Consider the following 19,941-nt stretch of genomic DNA (forward strand, 5'->3'; position numbering starts at 1 on the left):
CCAATACAAAAAGGACCCGCCATCACTGGCGAGCCCCCGACCACGTTGCCTAGTTGTCACTAAGCCTGTGAGTCTTCTTGCATTTGTTTTTCTAAGTCGCTGATGGAGTAGACGCCTTCGGTTGACGTACCGCCAACTTCCTTGGGCTTGATCTGACGGTAATCTGGCATCCCAGTCCCGGCAGGAATAATCTTCCCAATAATAACGTTTTCCTTCAAACCAACCAGTGGATCGTTCTTGCCCCGAATAGCTGCATCGGTCAAGACACGCGTCGTTTCCTGGAAGGATGCGGCTGACAAGAAACTGTTCGTTTCCAAGGCAGCCTTGGTAATCCCCAAGATAACTGGACGTGCGGTAGCGGCAATGCCACCATCGATCAACGTCTGGTAGTTAGCGCGACGGAAGTCTTGAATATCCATCAAAGTACCAGGTAAGACATCAGTGTCACCTGGGTCCATGATGCGGACCTTCCGTAGCATCTGACGAACCATGATTTCCACGTGCTTATCACTGATAGCAACACCTTGCATCCGGTAAACACGTTGAACTTCACCTAAGATGTAAGTTTCAGTTGATAAGACATCGCGAACCCGCAGCATTTCCTTAGGATCAACAGACCCATAGTTCAATGCAGAACCACGGTGGATAAAGTCGCCTTCAGTAACCCGCATGCGAGCAGTGATCGGTAACGTGTAACTCCGCGTATCGGCTTCACCCTTAATGGTGATTTCCTTGGTCCGTTCAGCTGGGTTTTCTTCGATTGATTCAACCGTCCCAGTAACTTCGGTAATCTCAGCTTTACCTTTAGGGTTCCGAGATTCAAATAATTCTTGAACACGAGGAAGCCCTTGGGTAATATCTTCGTTCCCGGCAACACCACCGGTATGGAAGTTACGCATGGTCAGCTGGGTCCCAGGTTCACCGATAGATTGTGCGGCAACAGTCCCGACAGCTTCACCAACTTCAACTTCGTCACCAGTAGCCATGTTCCGGCCATAACAATGTTCGCAGACACCATGTTCAGTGTTGCAAGTAAAGGCAGAACGAATGGTAACTTCTTCGACACCGGCATCAACAATCTTTTGAGCCGTGTCTTCAACGATCATTTGGTTCTTAGGAACGATAACGTCCCCAGTCTTTGGATCGTAGACGGTCTTTTGGGTGTAACGCCCTAAGATCCGGTCGTACAATGGTTCGATCATTTCGTTTCCATCAGTGATGGCACGAATCTTCAAACCACGGTCAGTCCCACAATCCTTTTCCCGAATGATAACGTCTTGGGCAACATCGACCAACCGCCGAGTCAGATAACCTGAGTTGGCAGTCTTGAGGGCCGTATCGGTCATCCCTTTACGGGCCCCATGGGTCGAGATAAACATTTCCATCACAGACAGGCCTTCACGGAAGTTAGACGTGATAGGCAGCTCCATGATGTCACCACTAGGTGCGGCCATCAGGCCACGCATACCGGCAAGCTGCGTAAAGTTAGAAATGTTCCCCCGGGCACCAGAATCACTCATCATAAAGATAGGGTTCTGTTGGTCAAAACTGTGAATCAAGGCGTTTTGAATGTCGTCCTTGGCATCGTTCCAGATACCAATAACCCGTTCGTAACGTTCATGATCCGTAATCAATCCACGACGGAATTGCTTCGTGACCGTGGCAACTTGCTTGTGGGCAGCGTCGATGATTTCTGGCTTTTCTTTCAAGTCGGTAACATCGACCATCCCAACCGTCAAACCAGACTTAGTTGATTCGTCGTAACCCAAGTCCTTGATCCGGTCAAGCAGTTCTGAAGTAGCCGTAACTTTGTATTGTTGGTAAACGGCAGCAATGATATCGGACAAGAAGCCCTTCTTGAATGGTCCAATGATTTCTGCATTTTGCAGGTAATCATGAATGTCTTCACCTGGTTCCAAGAAGTACTTATCTGGAACGGCACCGTTCAAGTTCGTGCTAGTTGGTTCGTTCAAGTATGGGAATGACTTAGGCAGGATGTTGTTGAAGATTAACTTCCCAACGGTCGTCACCATAATCTTGCTACGTTGTTCGTCAGTAAATGGCTTGTCTGGCATGGAAGAAACCTGAACACCAACACGACTGTGCCAGTGAACCAGGCCGTTCCGGTAAGCCAGAACAGCTTCGTTGAGGTCGGTAAAGATCATGCCTTCCCCTTCACGGTTAGTTTCTTCCATGGTCAGGTAGTAGTTCCCGATAACCATATCTTGAGAAGGCGCAACAACTGGCTTACCACTGGCAGGAGCCAGAATATGGTGAGCAGCCAACATCAGCAAACGTGCTTCAGCTTGTGCTTCGTCAGATAAAGGCACGTGAATGGCCATTTGGTCCCCATCGAAATCGGCATTGTAAGCTTCACAAGCCAATGGGTGAAGACGCATAGCTTTACCACTAACCAAGACTGGTTCGAACGCTTGAATCCCCAAACGGTGAAGCGTAGGGGCCCGGTTCAACAGAACAGGGTGTTCCTTGATGACATCTTCCAAAACGTTAAAGACATCATCATCTTCACGGTCGATTTGACGCTTAGCGTTCTTAATGTTTGAAGCCAACCCACGGGCAACCAATTCCTTCATGATGAATGGCCGGAATAATTCCAAAGCCATTGGCACTGGCAGACCCATTTGGTTGAACTTGAGGGAAGGACCTACGTCAATAACGGAACGACCAGAGTAGTCAACCCGCTTCCCTAACAAGTTTTGACGGAAACGTCCTTGCTTCCCTTTCAACATGTGTGAAAGAGACTTCAATGGACGGTTACCAGGACCAGCCACTGGACGGCCACGACGACCGTTATCGATCAAGGCGTCAACGGCTTCTTGGAGCATCCGCTTTTCGTTTTGAACGATGATTCCAGGCGCATTTAAGTCCAGTAAACGCTTCAACCGGCTGTTCCGGTTGATAACCCGCCGGTACAAATCGTTCAGGTCAGACGTCGCGAAACGACCACCTTCGAGTTGTACCATTGGACGAAGATCAGGTGGGATTACCGGAATAGCATCCATTACCATCCACTCCGGACGGTTACCTGAAGTAACGAAGGCTTCCAGAATGTCCAGACGACGAACGGCACGCGTCCGCTTCTGACCAGTAGCTTCCTTCAATTCTTCTTTTAATTCAGTGACTTCTTTATCAAGATCTACGGCCATCAATAACTTCTTGATAGCTTCGGCACCCATTTCGGCCTTGAAAGCGTCACGCCCGTATTCAACGAGCTTGTCGCGGTAATCACGTTCGGAAAGCAATTGCTTCTTTTCGAGTGGCGTGTTACCTGGATCCAGGACAACGTATGAGGCAAAGTAGATGATTTCTTCAAGCGCACGAGGACTCATGTCCAGGACCAAGCCCATCCGACTTGGAATCCCCTTGAAGTACCAGATGTGGGTTACAGGAGCAGCCAATTCGATATGGCCCATCCGTTCACGACGAACCTTAGAACGGGTAACTTCAACCCCACAACGGTCACAAACGACACCCTTGTAACGGATCCGCTTGTATTTCCCACAGGCACATTCCCAGTCCTTGGTAGGACCGAAAATCCGCTCGTCGAACAGCCCATCTTTTTCAGGCTTTAATGTCCGGTAGTTGATGGTTTCAGGCTTCTTGACTTCCCCGTAAGACCAGCTACGGATCTTATCAGGTGAAGCCAGCCCGATCTGCATGCTTTCGAACTTATTGACATCGACCAAAGAAGCGACCTCCCTTATTAATTAGTCTTGCGTGTTCGGTTGACTTTCATTTTTTGTTGATGTTGATGCAGCCTTGCTATCACCGGTCTGAGCAGCGGCTTTTCGCTGTTCTTCTTGCTGTTGCGCATACTTGCTCAAAGCATCAACGTTCACAACATCATCGTCATCGTCATCCATATCACGGAGTTCAATTTCTTCGTTGTTCCCGTTTAAGACCTTCATGTCCAGACCCAAGGATTGTAATTCCTTGACCAGAACACGGAATGATTCAGGGACACCTGGCTTAGGAATTGGATCGCCCTTAACAATGGCTTCGTAGGTCTTAACCCGTCCAACCACGTCATCAGACTTGTACGTTAAGATTTCTTGTAACGTATAAGCGGCACCATAAGCTTCCAAAGCCCAAACTTCCATTTCACCAAACCGTTGGCCACCAAATTGCGCTTTACCACCAAGTGGTTGTTGCGTAACCAGTGAGTAAGGTCCGATGGAACGGGCGTGCATCTTGTCGTCGACCATGTGGGCCAACTTCAGGTAGTTCATGACACCAACGGCAACCCGCTTATCAAACGGTTCACCAGTCCGGCCATCGTATAAGACAGTCTTGGCGTCAGAAGCCATCCCAGCTTCCTTGATAGCGTCAGCGATATCAGTATCACGGGCACCATCAAAGACAGGCGTTGCGACGTGAATCCCTAACTTACGAGCAGCCATCCCTAAATGTAATTCGAGCACTTGCCCGATGTTCATCCGGGAAGGCACACCCATGGGACTCAGCATGATGTCGATTGGCGTACCATCTGGCATGTATGGCATATCTTCTTCAGGGATAACGACTGAAACAGTCCCCTTGTTACCATGACGACCAGACATCTTGTCACCAACTTGGATCTTCCGCTTTTGCGCGATGTAGACCCGAACCATCATGTTGACACCAGGAGAAAGTTCATCACCGTTTTCACGCGTGAAGATCTTAACATCCTGGATGATCCCGCCACCACCATGTGGCACCTTAAGAGAAGTATCCCGTACTTCACGGGCCTTTTCACCAAAGATGGCATGGAGCAAACGTTCTTCAGCAGATAATTCAGTGACACCCTTAGGCGTTACCTTACCCACTAAGATGTCGCCGTCTTGAACTTCAGCACCAATCCGGATAATTCCGTCTTCGTCCAAGTTCTTCAAGGCGTCTTCACCAACGTTAGGGATTTCGCGAGTCATTTCTTCAGGTCCAAGCTTCGTGTCACGTGCTTCTGATTCGTATTCTTCAATATGAATCGACGTGTAAACATCATCGCGAACCAACCGTTCGTTGATCCCGATGGCATCTTCGAAGTTGTACCCTTGCCAAGTCATGAAGGCAACTAATGGGTTTTGGCCTAAGGCTAATTCCCCATTTTCCATTGAAGGACCATCAGCCAAGATTTCGTCGTTGTCGACGTGATCGCCAACCTTAACGATTGGACGTTGGTTGTAGTTCTTCCCACCGTTTGACCGGCGGAACTTCATCAGCTTGTAGGTGTCCAAAGCACCGTCTTCACGCCGAACCCGGATTTCACGAGCATCAACGTATTCAACAGTTCCTTCGTGTTGACTAATTAAAGCAACACCGGAGTCATGGGCAGCCTTGTATTCGATACCAGTCCCAACTAATGGCGCATGTGGGTCCAGCAATGGCACAGCTTGCCGTTGCATGTTGGCACCCATCAAGGCACGGTTGGAGTCATCGTTTTCCAAGAAAGGAATACATGCAGTGGCCACAGCAACAACTTGCTTAGGCGAAACATCCATGTAGTCAATCCGGTCAGCAGAAGTTTCGATGTTATTATCTTCGTCACGGGCCATGATTGTGTCCGTAGCAAATGAACCATCATCGTTTAACGGCGTGTTGGCTTGAGCCACAACGTAGTTATCTTCTTCATCAGCAGTCAGGTAATCGATCTTGTCGGTAACCTTGTGCGTATCCCATGAAACACGACGGTATGGCGTTTCGATGAACCCATACTTGTTAACCCGGGCGTAACTGGAAAGACTGTTGATCAAACCAATGTTAGGACCTTCAGGCGTTTCAATTGGGCACATCCGACCGTAGTGGGTGTAGTGCACGTCCCGGACTTCATAACCGGCACGGTCACGCGTCAAACCACCAGGCCCAAGGGCGGACAGACGCCGCTTATGGGTTAATTCACCCAGTGGGTTGGTCTGATCCATGAATTGAGACAGTTGTGAGGAACCAAAGAATTCCTTGATAGAAGCCACGACTGGGCGAATGTTGATCAATTGTTGTGGCGTTACCGTCGCAGCATCTTGAATAGACATCCGTTCACGCACAACTCGTTCCATCCGGGATAAACCGATCCGGAATTGGTTTTGCAGGAGTTCACCCACGGAACGAATCCGCCGGTTACCCAAGTGGTCAATATCATCGGTGTTCCCAATCCCAATTTGCAGGTCGAAGAAGTAGTTCATGGAAGCAATGATGTCGGCTGGGCGAATGTGCTTCAGCTTAATATCAATGTTGCCATTCCCAATAACGGGAACTTCTTGTTCAGGGTCATCAGGTGATTGCACCTTAATGATTTGTAATTTGAGGGGTTCAGTGACAACGGCTTCGTCTGAAGGTTGGAAAGTAACCATCTTGAAATCGTCTTGATCCAAGAATGGGGCCAAGGTCTTCATAACGTCCTTGTCAACGACCGTTCCCTTTTGCGCGATGATTTCACCGGTATCAGGGTCGGCCAACGTTTCGGCTAAAGTCAGGCCCAATAAACGGGTCTTCAGGCTCAGCTTCTTGTTCGTCTTGTAACGACCAACGGGAGCCATGTCGTAACGCTTAGGATCAAAGAACCGTGCAGTCAGCAAGCTCCGTGAAGAGTCAGCCGTCTTAGGTTCACCTGGGCGTAGGCGTTCATAGATGTCCTTTAAGGACTCTTCGACACGGGAATCGTCGGTGTTCTTGTGGATATCCTTTTCCAAGGTTTGGGAAAGACTTTCGTTATCCCCTAAAATATCCAAGATTTCATCATCGGAACCGAATCCTAAGGCCCGAACTAATTCGGTCATTGGAATCTTCCGCGTCCGGTCGATCCGGACGTAAGAAACGTTCTTCGCGTCGGTTTCGAATTCTAACCAGGCACCCCGGTTAGGAATGACCGTGGCACCGAAGACGGTCCGGCCGTTCTTATCAGTATCTTCATTGAAGTAAACCCCTGGTGAGCGGACTAATTGAGAAACAATAACCCGTTCTGCCCCGTTAATAATGAAAGTCCCTTGGGCTGTCATTAATGGGAAGTCACCAAAGAAGACGTCTTGTGATTTGATTTCGCCCGTTTCGTGGTTGGTTAACCGTAAAGTCACGTGCAGTGGTGCTGAATAGTTGGCATCGTGCTCCCGTGCTTCATCCACAGTATATTTGGGTTCAAGTAATTGATAATCAACAAACTCTAACGAAAGGTTTCCTTGAAAATCTTCGATTGGCATGATGTCGTCGAACATATCGCGCAAACCTTCGTCGAGGAACCAGTTGTAGGAATTGGTTTGAATTTCAATCAAGTTAGGTAAATCAAGGACTTCCTTGATTCGCGAATAGCTACGGCGCGTACGGTGTTTCCCGTATTTCACTAAGTGTCCTGCCAAGTTGTTCACCTCTCCTATTTATTCTGTGACCGGCCAAACCGAATGTTACATTTTGATTACAAATGCATTCACACCCGGTTTTTTGGCAAAAAAAATCCAAAAACAAACAAGTTGCTTGCTTTTGGCTTCTTATAATGGACGCTACCGGACAATATATCGGTGCGTTCAATTTCAGTTCACAGTTGCATACAAATGATATAGTACTAAATCTATCGCTAAATGTCAATAAGGAACACTTATTATTTAACCGCGACACCAAATAAAATCAAGCGGACCAGCGCCAACGTCTGATCATGCTGCGAGGCATTGGCTGAGCCAACGTGGTGGAACGTGTTAAACAGCGGACTCAGACTGGTTAGATAGAAGGAAGCAGCATCCTGTGGCTTCACGTCCGGCTGCAGCGTGACCACGCCGAGTTCAAAGAACTGTTGTAAGGGCGTCAGGTAGTCTTGCATGAAGACCATCCCCAGTTGGCGCTTATTCTCCGGCTTCAAGAAACGGAAGCTACTGTGGATCACCGTGAAGACATCGCGGGGATGGACCCCCGTCAGAACCTCTGTCACTTCCGTTAAGGCGGCGACTGGATCAGGTTGGTCAACGTTGGCTAGTTCGTCGTTAACCGCAAGGATGCCCTGCTGGACCTCCTCACCAACCGTCTTGATCACTTCTAAGAAGATAACCTCCTTATCACTGAAATGATGATAAAGGGCTGGCTGAGTAATGCCGACCTCCTTAGCAATGTCTCTGGTCGATGTGGCTTGGTATCCTTGGGACAAGAACTGTTCCCGGGCTGCCTTCAAGATGGCCGCATGCGTGTGGCTTAACTGCTCTTCTCTCTTCATGGCTTCCGTCCTCTCATTTTCTACCCGGTGTCAGTTCCCCGTTAGCTGTGTCTGCGACTAACTGTCCGGTCCGCGTCAACCACGGGCGCCGTGTCTGACACCAGGTATTTTCTAGTTAAGTTCAGTTTACCACATCTCACTTATCGCTTGTTAGACCAAGTTGTTTCCTAGTCAAATCGTAACAATTCAACCAACAGTTAACTTCTGGGACCACGCAACCCATGCAAAAAGTACGCGACGGCCAGGGCCACACCCCGTGGTAGCGGGGAGCACTGACAATCGCGTACTTTTAAATTAGCCTGTTTCTTCTATACATTTCGTGTTGTTAGTGACTGGCAACCGTCTTCTTGGCTTCTGGTGACTTCACGTTGACCGTTACTTCACCCTTCGTTGCGCCAATGGTGACCTGATCACCGGTCTTGACCTCACCGTTCAGCAGAGATTCACTCAGCTTGTCTTCAACCTGCGTCTGCAGTGCCCGCCGGATTGGCCGTGCCCCGTACTCAGGATCGAAGCCCGCCTTGGCCACGGCATCAATCGCCGCTGGCGTAATCTTCAGCTTGATATCTTGTTCAGCCACGCGATCCACGATGTGCTTAGCCATCAGCTTCACAATTTCGTGGAGTTCTGGCTTCCGCAGTGAGTGGAAGATGACCGTTTCATCGATTCGGTTCAAGAATTCTGGACGGAACGACTGCTTCAGGGTTGCCCGGATGGTATCGGACATCGCCTTGTAACTGTTGGCCATGTCTTCAGCACCGAACCCAACGGTCTTTTCATCCCGCAGCTTCGTGGCCCCCAGGTTAGACGTCATGATCAAAATCGTGTTTCGGAAGTCAACCTTACGTCCCTTAGAGTCGGTCAGGTAGCCATCGTCTAAGACTTGTAGCAAAATGTTGAAGACATCAGGGTGAGCCTTTTCCACTTCATCGAAGAGGACCACGGAGTAAGGCTTTTGCCGAACTTTTTCGGTCAATTGCCCACCTTCGTCGTAACCCACGTAACCTGGTGCCGACCCAATCAAACGACTGGTTGAGTATTTTTCCATGTACTCACTCATGTCGACCCGGATCATGTTGTCTTCGGAACCGAACATCGCTTCAGCCAAGGCCTTCGCCAACTCGGTCTTCCCGACCCCGGTTGGGCCAAGGAACATGAAGGACCCGATTGGGCGGTTCGGATCTTTCAATCCGGAACGTGCCCGACGGATGGCCCGAGAAACGGCAGAAACGGCTTCCTCTTGACCAATAACCCGGTTATGCAAAATCTTTTCCAGATTAACCAGTCGATCAGCATCCGTTTGCTTCAACTGGGTGACCGGTACCCCGGTCCATTCAGCCACCACGTCCGCCACGTCCTCACCAGTCACGTCTAATGCGTACTGGTGGGTGTCATCATCGGTGGTCGCCATAGCCTTGGCCTTACGTGCCTCAACCTTTGCTCGGAGGGCCTTCTCTTCGGTCCGTAGCTTAGCAGCGCGTTCGAAGTCTTGTTGTTCAATGGCCTTTTCCTTCTCGTCAGCCAAGTCCTTTAAGGCCTGCGCCTGCTTGGTTGCCGCCGTTGGCTTGTCCATTTGATCAATGCGGACCTTCGCAGCCGCTTCATCCATCAGGTCAATGGCCTTATCGGGTAAGAAGCGGTCACTGATGTAACGAGTCGACAGCTTAACGGCTTGGTCGATGGCCTCATCCGTGATGTTCACGTGATGGTGGTCTTCATAACGTGGCCGCAAGCCTTGCAGAATTTCTGTGGCTTCGGCTGGCGTTGGTTCGTTGACCTGAACCGTGGCAAACCGCCGCTCGAGGGCAGCGTCAGATTCAATGTACTTTTGGTACTCGTCCAACGTAGTGGCCCCAATGGTTTGGAGCTCGCCCCGGGCCAGCGCTGGTTTCAGAATGTTAGAGGCATCAATGGCCCCTTCAGCCCCACCGGCACCAATCAGCGTGTGTAATTCATCAATAAAGAGAATGACTTGCCCATCGTTGTAAATTTCTTCGATGACCTTCTTCAGTCGGTCTTCAAATTCACCACGGTACTTGGTCCCAGCGACCAGTGAGCCCATGTCGAGCATCATCAGGCGCTTGTTTTGCATGTCTTCGGGAACGTTTCCGGCAACGATGCGTTGGGCCAGGCCTTCAGCAATCGCCGTCTTCCCCACCCCAGGTTCGCCGATCAGAACAGGATTGTTCTTGGTCCGACGACTCAAAATCTGGATAACACGCTTAACTTCCTTGTTCCGGCCAACGGTTGGGTCCATCCGGCCTTCCTTAGCAGCATCCGTTAAGTTACGGGCTAAGGAGTCCAACGTTGGCGTGCCACCTTGAGGAGCCGCCCCGCGACGTGAACGGGCATCGCCACGACGTTTAGGCGTGTCAGAAATCCCCAGCTTACGCAAGACAACCTTGCGGGCATCGTTCAATTCGACGTTTAAATTCGTCAAGATACGGGATGACAAAATGGTGTCGTCACTCAATAAGGCTAACAACAAGTGTTCCGTCCCAATCTTCGTGGCGCCCAACCGCTTCGCTTCGTCACCGGCTAAGGCTAACATGGCCTTGGCCTTGGGTGAGTATGGCAGGTAGCTGTCTTTATCCATGTCAGCTAGCGTGCCATACCCCGTAAAGCGTTCAATCTCTTCGCGGACATCATCGTCGCCAACGGAAAATTGTTGTAAGACTTTGTTGGCGATCCCGTTTTTTTCAATGGTGAGGGCTAACAGCAAGTGTTCCGTACCGACTGCCTGGTGCTTGAAATATTTTGCTTGTTCCTGTGCCAATACAAGGACGCTCTTAGCACTCGGTGTAAATAGGTTATCCATTGCAACTCCTCACTTTCTTAACTCTCGTAACGTAGGTGGTTTAAAATTGAAATCAGGATCTGGGCGCGGACGCGTTCATTTAGTGCCCGATCACCCGTGTTGACGGCATCCTTATCGATTGCCGCCAGGATGATATTGGCCTCTTGCCGATTAATCGACCCAGCCTCAAATAGGCTCCGGACCACCGATAGGCCATCGTGGCGGGTAATATGGTCCCCCACCGCACTCACTAGCGAATCGATGAAATCTAGGTTGTCGAGCAACTTGACCTTTTCAATGCGAATATAGCCACCGCCACCGCGTTTACTCTGAACGACGTAGCCGTCCTGAATCGTAAAGCGGGTCTTGATCACATAGTTGATCTGCGATGGCACGACATTAAATTGGTCGGCAATTTCCGCACGCCGGATCTCCACCTGCTGAGACTCAGCCAAAATCTGCTTCAGGTAAGACTCAATAATATCTGAAATATTTTGATTCTCCATTATCGTCCCCCCTTCGGTGCAGTTCTTCTGACTAATGTTGACTAATATTATACGAACTTTCCATGAAAATGCAAAGGATTAGACCACATTTCACCGAGAAGTTCTGGAAGATAAGCATAACAAAAAAACGGCCGACTTCCAAACAATTAGTAAGGAAGTGACCGTTTCATTTTTCATATGTAATTCGGGATAAAAAAATCGGGAAGACAAGATTTGAACTTGCGACCCCCACGTCCCGAACGTGGTGCTCTACCAAGCTGAGCTACTTCCCGAAATAGCCCGCTGACCTTGCGTCAGTTTATCGGGAAGACAGGATTCGAACCTGCGACCCCCTGGTCCCAAACCAGGTGCTCTACCAAGCTGAGCTACTTCCCGAAAAATTGCTTATGCGGTTATTCATAAGCAACAAAAATGCACCCAGTAGGAGTCGAACCTACAACCTTCTGATTCGTAGTCAGACACTCTATCCAGTTGCGCTATGGGTGCATAATGATATTAAGTTGTTGAATGCCGAGGACCGGGATCGAACCGGTACGGTCATCACTGACCGCAGGATTTTAAGTCCTGTGCGTCTGCCAATTCCGCCACCCCGGCAAAAGGGCAAAAGCGGAAGACGGGATTCGAACCCGCGACCCCCACCATGGCAAGGTGATGTTCTACCACTGAACTACTTCCGCAAATTGGCTATTTTATTAATGGTGCCATGCCGACTAGAGGATTCGAACCTCCGACCTCCTCATTACTAGTGAGATGCTCTGCCAACTGAGCTAAGTCGGCAAAATATTTTTAAAATATTTTGCAATATTTAGTTAATGCAGGTGAAGGGACTCGAACCCCCACGTCATAAGACACTAGAACCTAAATCTAGCGCGTCTGCCAGTTCCGCCACACCTGCAACGTTGGCGAACTAACCGCCAGGGACCGGGGTCCCAATGGAGGATACAGGGCTCGAACCTGTGACCCTCTGCTTGTAAGGCAGACGCTCTCCCAACTGAGCTAATCCTCCATATTTTCCGAAATGAGAACTGATGTCCTCGTCCGAAACAACTATTACAATTTACCATGTCTAGCAGATGATGTCAACAACTTTTTTGAAATATTTTGAATAAATATTCGTTGGTTGAATAACTAGTCGCTTGACGACAAGTAATATTGTAGCTCATTCAGAATGAAAAAGCTAGGTTTTTTTCGAAAAACTTTGAGAAGTTTATTTCTCGCAATTCCCGGTTGGCTAGCTCATCAGCGTTCCGCGTGATGGACTAATTAACCAACAAAAACTATTTTATACGAAACCCCATAACTCGTCAACTAGAAATTACAAAAATATTCAAAAATATTCAAAAAATTGTTTTTTCACTCACTCCCCACCCCCGCGTTTCACCCAAAAAGGCAGGCCCCCTATCCATCACGGATAAGGGACCCACCTGCTAGTAACTCATGCCTATTTGATTTTAAATCCTACTTGGTGATCTTTGTAACGCCACCCATGTAAGGAACCAGGACATCAGGAATCGTAACAGAACCGTCGGCGTTTTGGTAGTTTTCCAAAATAGCGGCCACGGCCCGACCAACGGCCAAACCAGACCCGTTCAACGCGTGAACGTATTGCAGCTTGCCATTGTCATCTCGGTATTGAATGTGCGCCCGGCGAGCTTGGAAGTCCGTCGTGTTCGAGCAGCTGGAAATTTCCCGGTACGTGTTTTGTTCTGGGAACCAAACTTCCAAATCATGCGTCATAGCAGCCGTAAAGCTCATGTCGCTGGTCGTCAACGTAATCACATGGTAAGCCAAGCCTAACTTCTGTAAGAGGCTCTCAGCGTGTTTCGTCAAAGCTTCCAGTTCATCCCATGAGTTTTCTGGCTTACAGAACTTCACCATTTCAACCTTGTTAAATTGGTGTAAGCGAATCAGTCCCCGGGTATCGCGCCCAGCACTCCCGGCTTCGGACCGGAAGGCTGGCGTCAAGGCCGTGAACCAAACTGGCAGGTCCTCTTCAGGGATCACTTCGTCACGGTAGTAGTTGACCAATGGCACTTCGGCGGTTGGAATCAACGTCATGTCTTCATCGCGTAACTGGTAAACGTCTTCCTTAAACTTAGGGAATTGGCCCGTCCCGTACATCGAGTCATCGTTGACGATGTATGGTGGCAATACTTCTTTGAACCCAGCCTTGGTGTTTTCGTCCAGGAAGAAGTTGTAAACGGCCCGTTCCAGACGTGCACCTAAGCCGAGGTAGTAGAGGTAACGGCTACCGGAAACCTTGGCACCGGCTTCGAAGTCCAGGATACCTAGGTCTTCACCTAACTCGTAGTGAGCCTTAGGGGTAAAGTCCAGGTTAGGCTTCTCGCCCCAGCGACGGATTTCAACACTGCCGTCTTCCGTTAAGCCAACTGGCACGTTGTCATTAGGAATGTTTGGCAAATGGGCGGCGGCATCGTGAACCTGGGCCTTTAAGTCATCGAGGTCGGCATCAATCTTCTTGATGTCGGCACTGACCTGACGCATTTCGGTGATCTTATCGTTGGCGTCTTCCTTGTTGCGCTTCAATTGAGAAATTTCATCGGAGACCGTGTTGCGTTGGGCCTTCATGGTTTCACTCTTAACGATCAGTTCCCGGCGTTGGGCATCCAAAGCCAGTAAGCTATCGATATCAGCGGGATCAACCCCCCGCGTGGCTAATTTTTCTTTAATAAAATCTGGTTCTTGGCGAATCAATTTCAAATCTAACATACAGTTGTGCTCCTCTCTTTTTCACGGATGATACAAAAAAGGCCTCCGTCACATGGGACGAAGACCTTCGCGGTACCACCCAAGTTCGCAGCTGGTTCACCCAGTTACACCCTTGAACATGATAACGGTCTGCACCGTGCGGCATTACCCGCCCACTTTAGTTAGTGCTGGAATGTTCGACGTTGCGGTTTGCAGCTTGCCCCGCTTCTCTGGCCGTCTACTGGATAGGCACCTCGTGTTTTTGAATACACTCATCATACCGCATTTCTTTTCCAATGACAATTGCCAATTGAAAATGGGGTTTGGCTCAGTGTTCGTTCCCGGCGGCGGATTCAAGACGGTCTGCTGTGGGGAACGCCTGCGGCCTGAGGAACGGTCCTCCGGCTCGCCTTGAAACCTCGCAAGACCCGCGAGTTTCCAAGGCCGTCCCGTGCTCTAAACTGAGAAGCCCCCTCAGTTAAGACCACCGACACAGCTGCCCATCTTGATCCGCCTCTGGTCACTTAGACTGACCCCCCCGTTTTCATTGGCGTGAGTCTGTGTGTCTTGTTTCACCCTGGTCGACAGTGGTGGTTAATCAGCTTCCCCCTCATTTACACGTTAGTAGGTGCGTGTCCTGCCTTTCCCCTCAAACACGCTAGCTGGTCGTTAAAGTAACTGACACAGTCTCAGAGTCGGTCAGGGTCCTACTGCACTGTTGCAACCATTTAGTGAGCGGCAAAGTCATCCCCACCATACAATCAAAGAACCAGTCACTTTTGCTTAGTGCTACTGGAACCGGAAGTCACCAAATGAGCTGCCCTGTGTCGGCCTTAGAACACGGGACGACCTTTTAAGGCGGCTCACTTCCACACTTCAGAACGTACCCAAAAATCCCATACTGCAACCTGCTGAATAGGACAAGTCATCCCCTACTCTACAAACAAAATGCCGGCCACTTTTACCTAGCCGGCTGACGTGACCAGAGACAGCTCAAGGTACTCAGCTGTGTCGATGGCATTGGCCGGGGCTCTTTCCCGGCCTAGGGCATGGGACGACCTTGGAGATTGGTGGTCTTCCAGACTTCAAGGCGAGTCAGAAAACTTCTATCATTTTACTGGTATGGCGTGTCATCCCCACCCATACAATCAAAGAGTCGGCCACTTTTGCTTAGCCTACTGGAACCGGAAGTCACCAAATGGGCTGCCCTGTGTCGGTGTTCTTAGACCGAGCGGGGTTCTCGGCCTTAGAACACGGGACGACCTTTAAGACGCGATTTTTGAGGCTTAAAGGCGAGCTTGAAGACCGCTTCTCAGGCTTCAAGCGTTCCCCATAGGGCAGCCCATTTTAGTGACTGGAGGTGGAAGTAACGCTAAGCAAAAGTGGCTCCGTGCCCGGGGGCGCGGAACCACTTTATTTTTGGTGCAGTGCTGTTTTACAGCGAAGCAATTTTTTCGTCGATCAAGTGTAAGACTTGGTCCCGTGCCGCTGAGTCTTCCACGAAGTCCAGCTTGTCGCCGTCGATTTGCATCTTAGGTGACTTGTCGTAGGCATTGTACCAGTCGACGTAACGTTGATCGAGTTCTTGGTAGTATTTGTAGAGGCTAGGGTCATGGTCGATTTGTTCGTATGACCGGCCACGCTTCTTGATCCGTTCCAGCATCGTTTCAAAGGAGATGTTGATGTGAATCAGTAAGTCTGGGTTCTTCTTGTGCGTAGCGTCAGGCAATTCCTGCATCATGTTGGCCAACAGAGAATCGTAAATGTCGACTTCCGTGCTGGTGGCCCGGCCTAAGTCGGCGTTCAAATGGAAGAGTAAGGAATCCTCAAAGATTGAGCGATCCAGGACGCTTTCATCATCGGCGTTGGCCGCCTTAATGTTGTCCAAACGCTTGTTTAAGAAGTAAATTTGAAGCAAGAAAGCATACTTCTGGGGGTTCTGGTAGAACAGTGGCAAGATTTTGTTGTCATCCACTGATTCGTAAAATGCTGGTTTGTTTAAGTGTTCGGCTAACAAAGTGGTTAAACTCGTTTTGCCGGCTCCGATAGTTCCCGATAATACAAGCATGCAATCTCTCCTTTAAATAACGACACGCCGGCTTTTTTCGTCCGGCCAAAATTTCAACACCACATATTGTACCAACCTCATGGGTAAAAGACAATATGTCGTGGCCATTTTCTCTCTAGCCAATCCGTTAAAAACGGCGCCTAAGCCGACTATTCGCCGACTAGACGCCGTTCAGATTTATTTAAAAATTTCGTGTGCCCACACTAATTTCTAGGTTAATCGTTTGAAGTAGCATCCGCCTTAGCTTCCTTTAACGTCCCATCCTTATGAACCGGAGACACGTCAACTTCGCTCAGCGGAATCAACTTGGTGTGCTTCTTCAGCTTGTACCCAATGTAGAGCACTAAGACCAATGGCACACTGATGTAGGTGACCAAGACTTGTTCCCAGTTACCTGAGAAGAAGGATTGTGGGTCTTGCCCAACGATCACAGCCACACAGAGAATCAACGCCAGGATTGGCCCGATTGGGAACCACTTTGCGTGATAACTCAGCTCGGACAGCTTGTGTCCCTGCTGGATGAATGCCCGACGGAACCGGTAATGCGACAGCGCAATCCCGAACCAAGCAATAAACCCAGTCAACCCACTAGCGGCAACCAGCCACATGTAGATTTCAGGACCCGCAATACTACTGATGAAGGTCAAGGCAGCAACGATAGTCGTGGCAAACAGGGCAGGATAAGGAATCCCATTCTTCCCGGTCTTCTCGAACAATTGTGGCGCGTAGCCTTCCTTAGACAGCGAGTACAGCATCCGCGTAGACGCGTACATCCCAGAGTTTGCAGCAGAAATCACAGACGTTAAGATCACGGCATTCATGACACTAGCGGCAGCGGCTAACCCGGCACGCTGGAAGACCAACGTGAACGGACTGATGGCAATGTCACTAGCAGAAGAACCCAACAAGTCCTTGCTGGTGTAAGGTAATACAGCGGCAATCACAAAAATAGCTAAAATATAGAATAAGATAATCCGCCAGAATACGGAATTGATGGCCTTGGGAACACTGTGTGCTGGATCTTCAGATTCACCAGCGGTAATCCCAACCAATTCAGTTCCTTGGAACGAGAACCCAGCAACCACGAAGACACTCAGGATTGCGGGGAAGCCACCAACAAATGGGGCCTTCTTGTACGTGAAGTTTTCCAAGCCAGTGGCGTGACCACCCATGATACCCACGATGACCATTAACCCAACAGCTAAGAAGACGAAGATGGTAACCACCTTGATCAAGGACATCCAGAATTCCGTTTCACCAAAGGCTTGCACGGCCAAGGCGTTGATCAGGAAGACGATGCCTAACGCAATGGCACTCCAGATCCAGCTTGGGACCCCGGGTAACCAAAACTTCATGACCAGTGCGGCGGTTGAAATATCAACGGCAACCGTAATGGCCCAGTTGAACCAGTAGTTCCAGCCCATGGCAAACCCTAAGGCTGGATCAACGTACTTGGCTGAGTAAGCAGCGAACGACCCAGAAATGGGCATGTTCGTAGCCATTTCACCCAAGCTGGTCATCAGGAAGTACACCATCAGACCCATGGCAACGTAAGCAGCCAGCGCACCACCAGGCCCGGCCGTTGAAATGGCCGACCCACTGGCGACGAATAACCCGGTCCCGATACAGCCACCTAACGCGATCATTGAGACGTGACGTGTCTTGAGGCCCCGCTTGACCTGATCAGAGGCCCCGCTGGTTGTTGCGTTTGTCATACTTTGTTCCATAAATGTTTCCTCCTTCTTATTTTAGAAGGACTTCCTCGAAACGACCCAGTGAACTAAAAAATCTCCTTCGCAATAAAAGCCCGCGAAAGAGATTGGAAAATTCATTATTCCAAGTCAATATCGTTGAAAGCGCCCCGCAACCCCTGTTCGGCTGCGACAGTCCCTGATTTATTCAACCAGGACCCAACCTACACGCTATGTCCTCACGCGCAGGTTTCGGCGACCGCCCCTTTTGCTTTCCGTCTGCGATGTTGACCCATCTCAGGAAAGCGACTCTTGTTGGTCGCACCTCTTCTATTCGATACTTTGTAGTATACCCATCCCTACCAAACATTGCAAGATGAAAATTCAATTAGAATGAATTATTTTTCTGCTGGCTGCAGGGTCAACCGATACAAAGCCTGTGGGGCCACGGGTTCACCCGTGATGCTGGGGCCAACAAAATGGTCCAAAACAATTTGAAAGCCAAGCTTTTCTAAGACCCGGGCCGACCGGTGGTTGCTGAGATAGCAGGTTGCCCAAACATTCTGGGGCTGCTGACTCGCCTGCCGAACCAGCTGTAAACTGCCGACCAAGGCCTCGGGCATGATGCCTTGTCCCCAGTCGATGGGGTCTAGGAAATACCCCAGGTCATACTCAGCCGGACTGGGTTCACCCGCGTCCCCGGTGTGCTGATAAAACAGAATCGTCCCCATGAAGCGGCGAGTCGCCTTATCTTCTATCGTAAACGCAAACGGACTTTGGCGGTCAGCCGCCAGCCACCGTTTGACCTGCGCCGGGTCCGCATCGGCAGACGACCCGTTAGCCGCGGCCACAGCCGGTAACGTCAACAGGCGTTGGTACCCAGGAAAGTCACTCTCGGTCAGCGGTCGTAACCGCACCCGCGCCGTCTCACTCATTTTTTCCATCACCTGACCCCCTCATTTCTCATCGTTCTCGCACCAGCCAACTTGTCAGGTCACTACCTAACCCGTTGGCGAATGCGGTATACTTTAAGGTGAATGCGTTCGGCCAGTCCATCGGCGACCGAACCCCGTTTCGTTGACAGGCGCGCGCACAAGTTTGCGATTGGCCATGCCCACGAAACGTTTAATCTTATCATGACTTATTTTGGGAGGTTTCGCAATTGAAAACAATCACTTTGCCACTCGCACCCACGTCCAAGGCTTACTTACAAGGGTATTTGCGCGAGCCAGCCGAAGACACGGGCACCTATCCCGCCATCATCATCGTTCCCGGCGGCAACTACACCCACATCCCCGAACAACAGGCCGAGGACTTGGCATTAGCCTGGTCAGCGCGTGGCTACCAGGCCTTCTTCCTGCGCTACACGTTCGTCGGTGAAAAGACACCACTGCTGCCCACGCCTGTCGTGGAGCTGGCTAAGGGAATGGCCCTGCTGCGGCGGAACGCCAACAACTGGCAAATCGACACGGATCACATCTTCGTGGCCGGTTTCTCCGTCGGCGGTCACATCACCGCGCTGTTCAACGACCTGTGGCACGACGAGGACTTTAACAAATTAGCGGGCACCACGCCCTACGAAATCAAACCGCGAGCCGTCATTCTCGGCTATCCGGTCATCACACCGGCAGCCGGCTACCCCACGGATGCAGAAATGCTGGCGAAGTGGACGGATGATCCGGCCAGCATCGCAGCCGACAAGCTCGTCAACAGTCGTAACGTTGCGACCTTCATCTGGGTCACCGCGGAAGATCCCCTGGTACCCGTACAAAACGCCTTCGACTACGCCCAAGCTTCAATCGCGGCCAACGTGGACACGGAGCTCCACGTCTTCCATCAGGGCCCGCACGGCTTAGCATTAGCCAACCGTGTCACGGCCTGGAAGCCGGGAACGGCGTTGCCACACGTGGCGCACTGGGTCGACCTCGCCGAAGAATGGCTCCACGAACTGGACTAGCACTTCCGCGTCTTGACTCGCCTTGCCG

At 50.3% G+C, this 19,941-nt stretch carries 10 protein-coding genes, 8 tRNA genes and 1 riboswitch; of the genes, 1 reads left to right on the plus strand and 17 read right to left on the minus strand.

Annotation, left to right across the window (positions count from 1 at the left end):
- Positions 1–59: 59 nt before the first annotated feature.
- The 17 genes from rpoC to EKM84_RS07640 form a co-directional block, all read right to left on the minus strand.
- Positions 60–3,707: a DNA-directed RNA polymerase subunit beta' gene (rpoC, locus tag EKM84_RS07560; protein WP_125765162.1), complete on the minus strand. Its 3,648-nt coding sequence runs from the start codon at positions 3,705–3,707 to the stop codon at positions 60–62.
- Between the two features lie 21 nt (positions 3,708–3,728).
- Positions 3,729–7,343, minus strand: a complete 3,615-nt coding sequence (rpoB, locus tag EKM84_RS07565) for a DNA-directed RNA polymerase subunit beta (protein ID WP_125765163.1) — start codon at positions 7,341–7,343, stop codon at positions 3,729–3,731.
- A gap of 239 nt (positions 7,344–7,582) precedes the next feature.
- Positions 7,583–8,185 (minus strand): TetR/AcrR family transcriptional regulator, encoded by a 603-nt coding sequence (locus EKM84_RS07570; protein ID WP_125765164.1) that lies wholly within the window; start codon positions 8,183–8,185, stop codon positions 7,583–7,585.
- Between the two features lie 325 nt (positions 8,186–8,510).
- Entirely contained in the window at positions 8,511–11,003 is a 2,493-nt protein-coding gene (locus tag EKM84_RS07575) for an ATP-dependent Clp protease ATP-binding subunit (RefSeq protein ID WP_125765165.1), read from the minus strand.
- Positions 11,004–11,020: 17 nt separating this feature from the next.
- Positions 11,021–11,488 (minus strand): CtsR family transcriptional regulator, encoded by a 468-nt coding sequence (locus EKM84_RS07580; protein WP_125765166.1) that lies wholly within the window; start codon positions 11,486–11,488, stop codon positions 11,021–11,023.
- A 198-nt stretch (positions 11,489–11,686) separates the two neighbouring features.
- Positions 11,687–11,760 (minus strand) — tRNA-Pro (locus tag EKM84_RS07585).
- A gap of 29 nt (positions 11,761–11,789) precedes the next feature.
- Positions 11,790–11,863: transfer RNA gene (locus EKM84_RS07590), tRNA-Pro, on the minus strand.
- 37 nt (positions 11,864–11,900) lie between these two features.
- Positions 11,901–11,974 (minus strand) — tRNA-Arg (locus EKM84_RS07595).
- Between the two features lie 22 nt (positions 11,975–11,996).
- Positions 11,997–12,082: transfer RNA gene (locus tag EKM84_RS07600), tRNA-Leu, on the minus strand.
- An 11-nt stretch (positions 12,083–12,093) separates the two neighbouring features.
- Positions 12,094–12,165: transfer RNA gene (locus EKM84_RS07605), tRNA-Gly, on the minus strand.
- A 27-nt stretch (positions 12,166–12,192) separates the two neighbouring features.
- Positions 12,193–12,265: transfer RNA gene (locus EKM84_RS07610), tRNA-Thr, on the minus strand.
- A gap of 36 nt (positions 12,266–12,301) precedes the next feature.
- Positions 12,302–12,383 (minus strand) — tRNA-Leu (locus EKM84_RS07615).
- A 38-nt stretch (positions 12,384–12,421) separates the two neighbouring features.
- Positions 12,422–12,494: transfer RNA gene (locus EKM84_RS07620), tRNA-Val, on the minus strand.
- A gap of 452 nt (positions 12,495–12,946) precedes the next feature.
- A complete protein-coding gene (gene serS, locus EKM84_RS07625) occupies positions 12,947–14,218 on the minus strand; it encodes a serine--tRNA ligase (protein WP_125765167.1) in 1,272 nt (423 codons plus the stop codon).
- 1,414 nt (positions 14,219–15,632) lie between these two features.
- Positions 15,633–16,265, minus strand: a complete 633-nt coding sequence (locus EKM84_RS07630; protein WP_125765168.1) for a deoxynucleoside kinase — start codon at positions 16,263–16,265, stop codon at positions 15,633–15,635.
- Positions 16,266–16,480: 215 nt separating this feature from the next.
- Positions 16,481–17,992, minus strand: a complete 1,512-nt coding sequence (locus EKM84_RS07635; protein WP_191988072.1) for an amino acid permease — start codon at positions 17,990–17,992, stop codon at positions 16,481–16,483.
- Between the two features lie 119 nt (positions 17,993–18,111).
- Positions 18,112–18,294: riboswitch (Lysine riboswitch) on the minus strand.
- A 60-nt stretch (positions 18,295–18,354) separates the two neighbouring features.
- Positions 18,355–18,900, minus strand: coding sequence for a GNAT family N-acetyltransferase (locus EKM84_RS07640; protein ID WP_125765169.1), 546 nt, complete (start codon positions 18,898–18,900; stop codon positions 18,355–18,357).
- A gap of 218 nt (positions 18,901–19,118) precedes the next feature.
- Between EKM84_RS07640 and EKM84_RS07645 the strand changes: the two genes are divergently transcribed.
- Entirely contained in the window at positions 19,119–19,913 is a 795-nt protein-coding gene (locus tag EKM84_RS07645; protein WP_125765170.1) for an alpha/beta hydrolase, read from the plus strand.
- The last annotated feature ends 28 nt before the right edge of the window (positions 19,914–19,941 follow it).

The organism is Levilactobacillus mulengensis (assembly GCF_003946045.1).
GTDB classification, from domain to species: domain Bacteria; phylum Bacillota; class Bacilli; order Lactobacillales; family Lactobacillaceae; genus Levilactobacillus; species Levilactobacillus mulengensis.

Bases quoted from the DNA above. Each gene is read 5' to 3' on its own strand.
- EKM84_RS07640 (WP_125765169.1), bottom strand. From the start codon at position 18,900: ATGGAAAAAATGAGTGAGACGGCGCGGGTGCGGTTACGACCGCTGACC.
- EKM84_RS07630 (WP_125765168.1), bottom strand. From the start codon at position 16,265: ATGCTTGTATTATCGGGAACTATCGGAGCCGGCAAAACGAGTTTAACC.
- EKM84_RS07570 (WP_125765164.1), bottom strand. From the start codon at position 8,185: ATGAAGAGAGAAGAGCAGTTAAGCCACACGCATGCGGCCATCTTGAAG.
- EKM84_RS07635 (WP_191988072.1), bottom strand. From the start codon at position 17,992: ATGGAACAAAGTATGACAAACGCAACAACCAGCGGGGCCTCTGATCAG.
- EKM84_RS07580 (WP_125765166.1), bottom strand. From the start codon at position 11,488: ATGGAGAATCAAAATATTTCAGATATTATTGAGTCTTACCTGAAGCAG.
- serS (WP_125765167.1), bottom strand. From the start codon at position 14,218: ATGTTAGATTTGAAATTGATTCGCCAAGAACCAGATTTTATTAAAGAA.
- EKM84_RS07575 (WP_125765165.1), bottom strand. From the start codon at position 11,003: ATGGATAACCTATTTACACCGAGTGCTAAGAGCGTCCTTGTATTGGCA.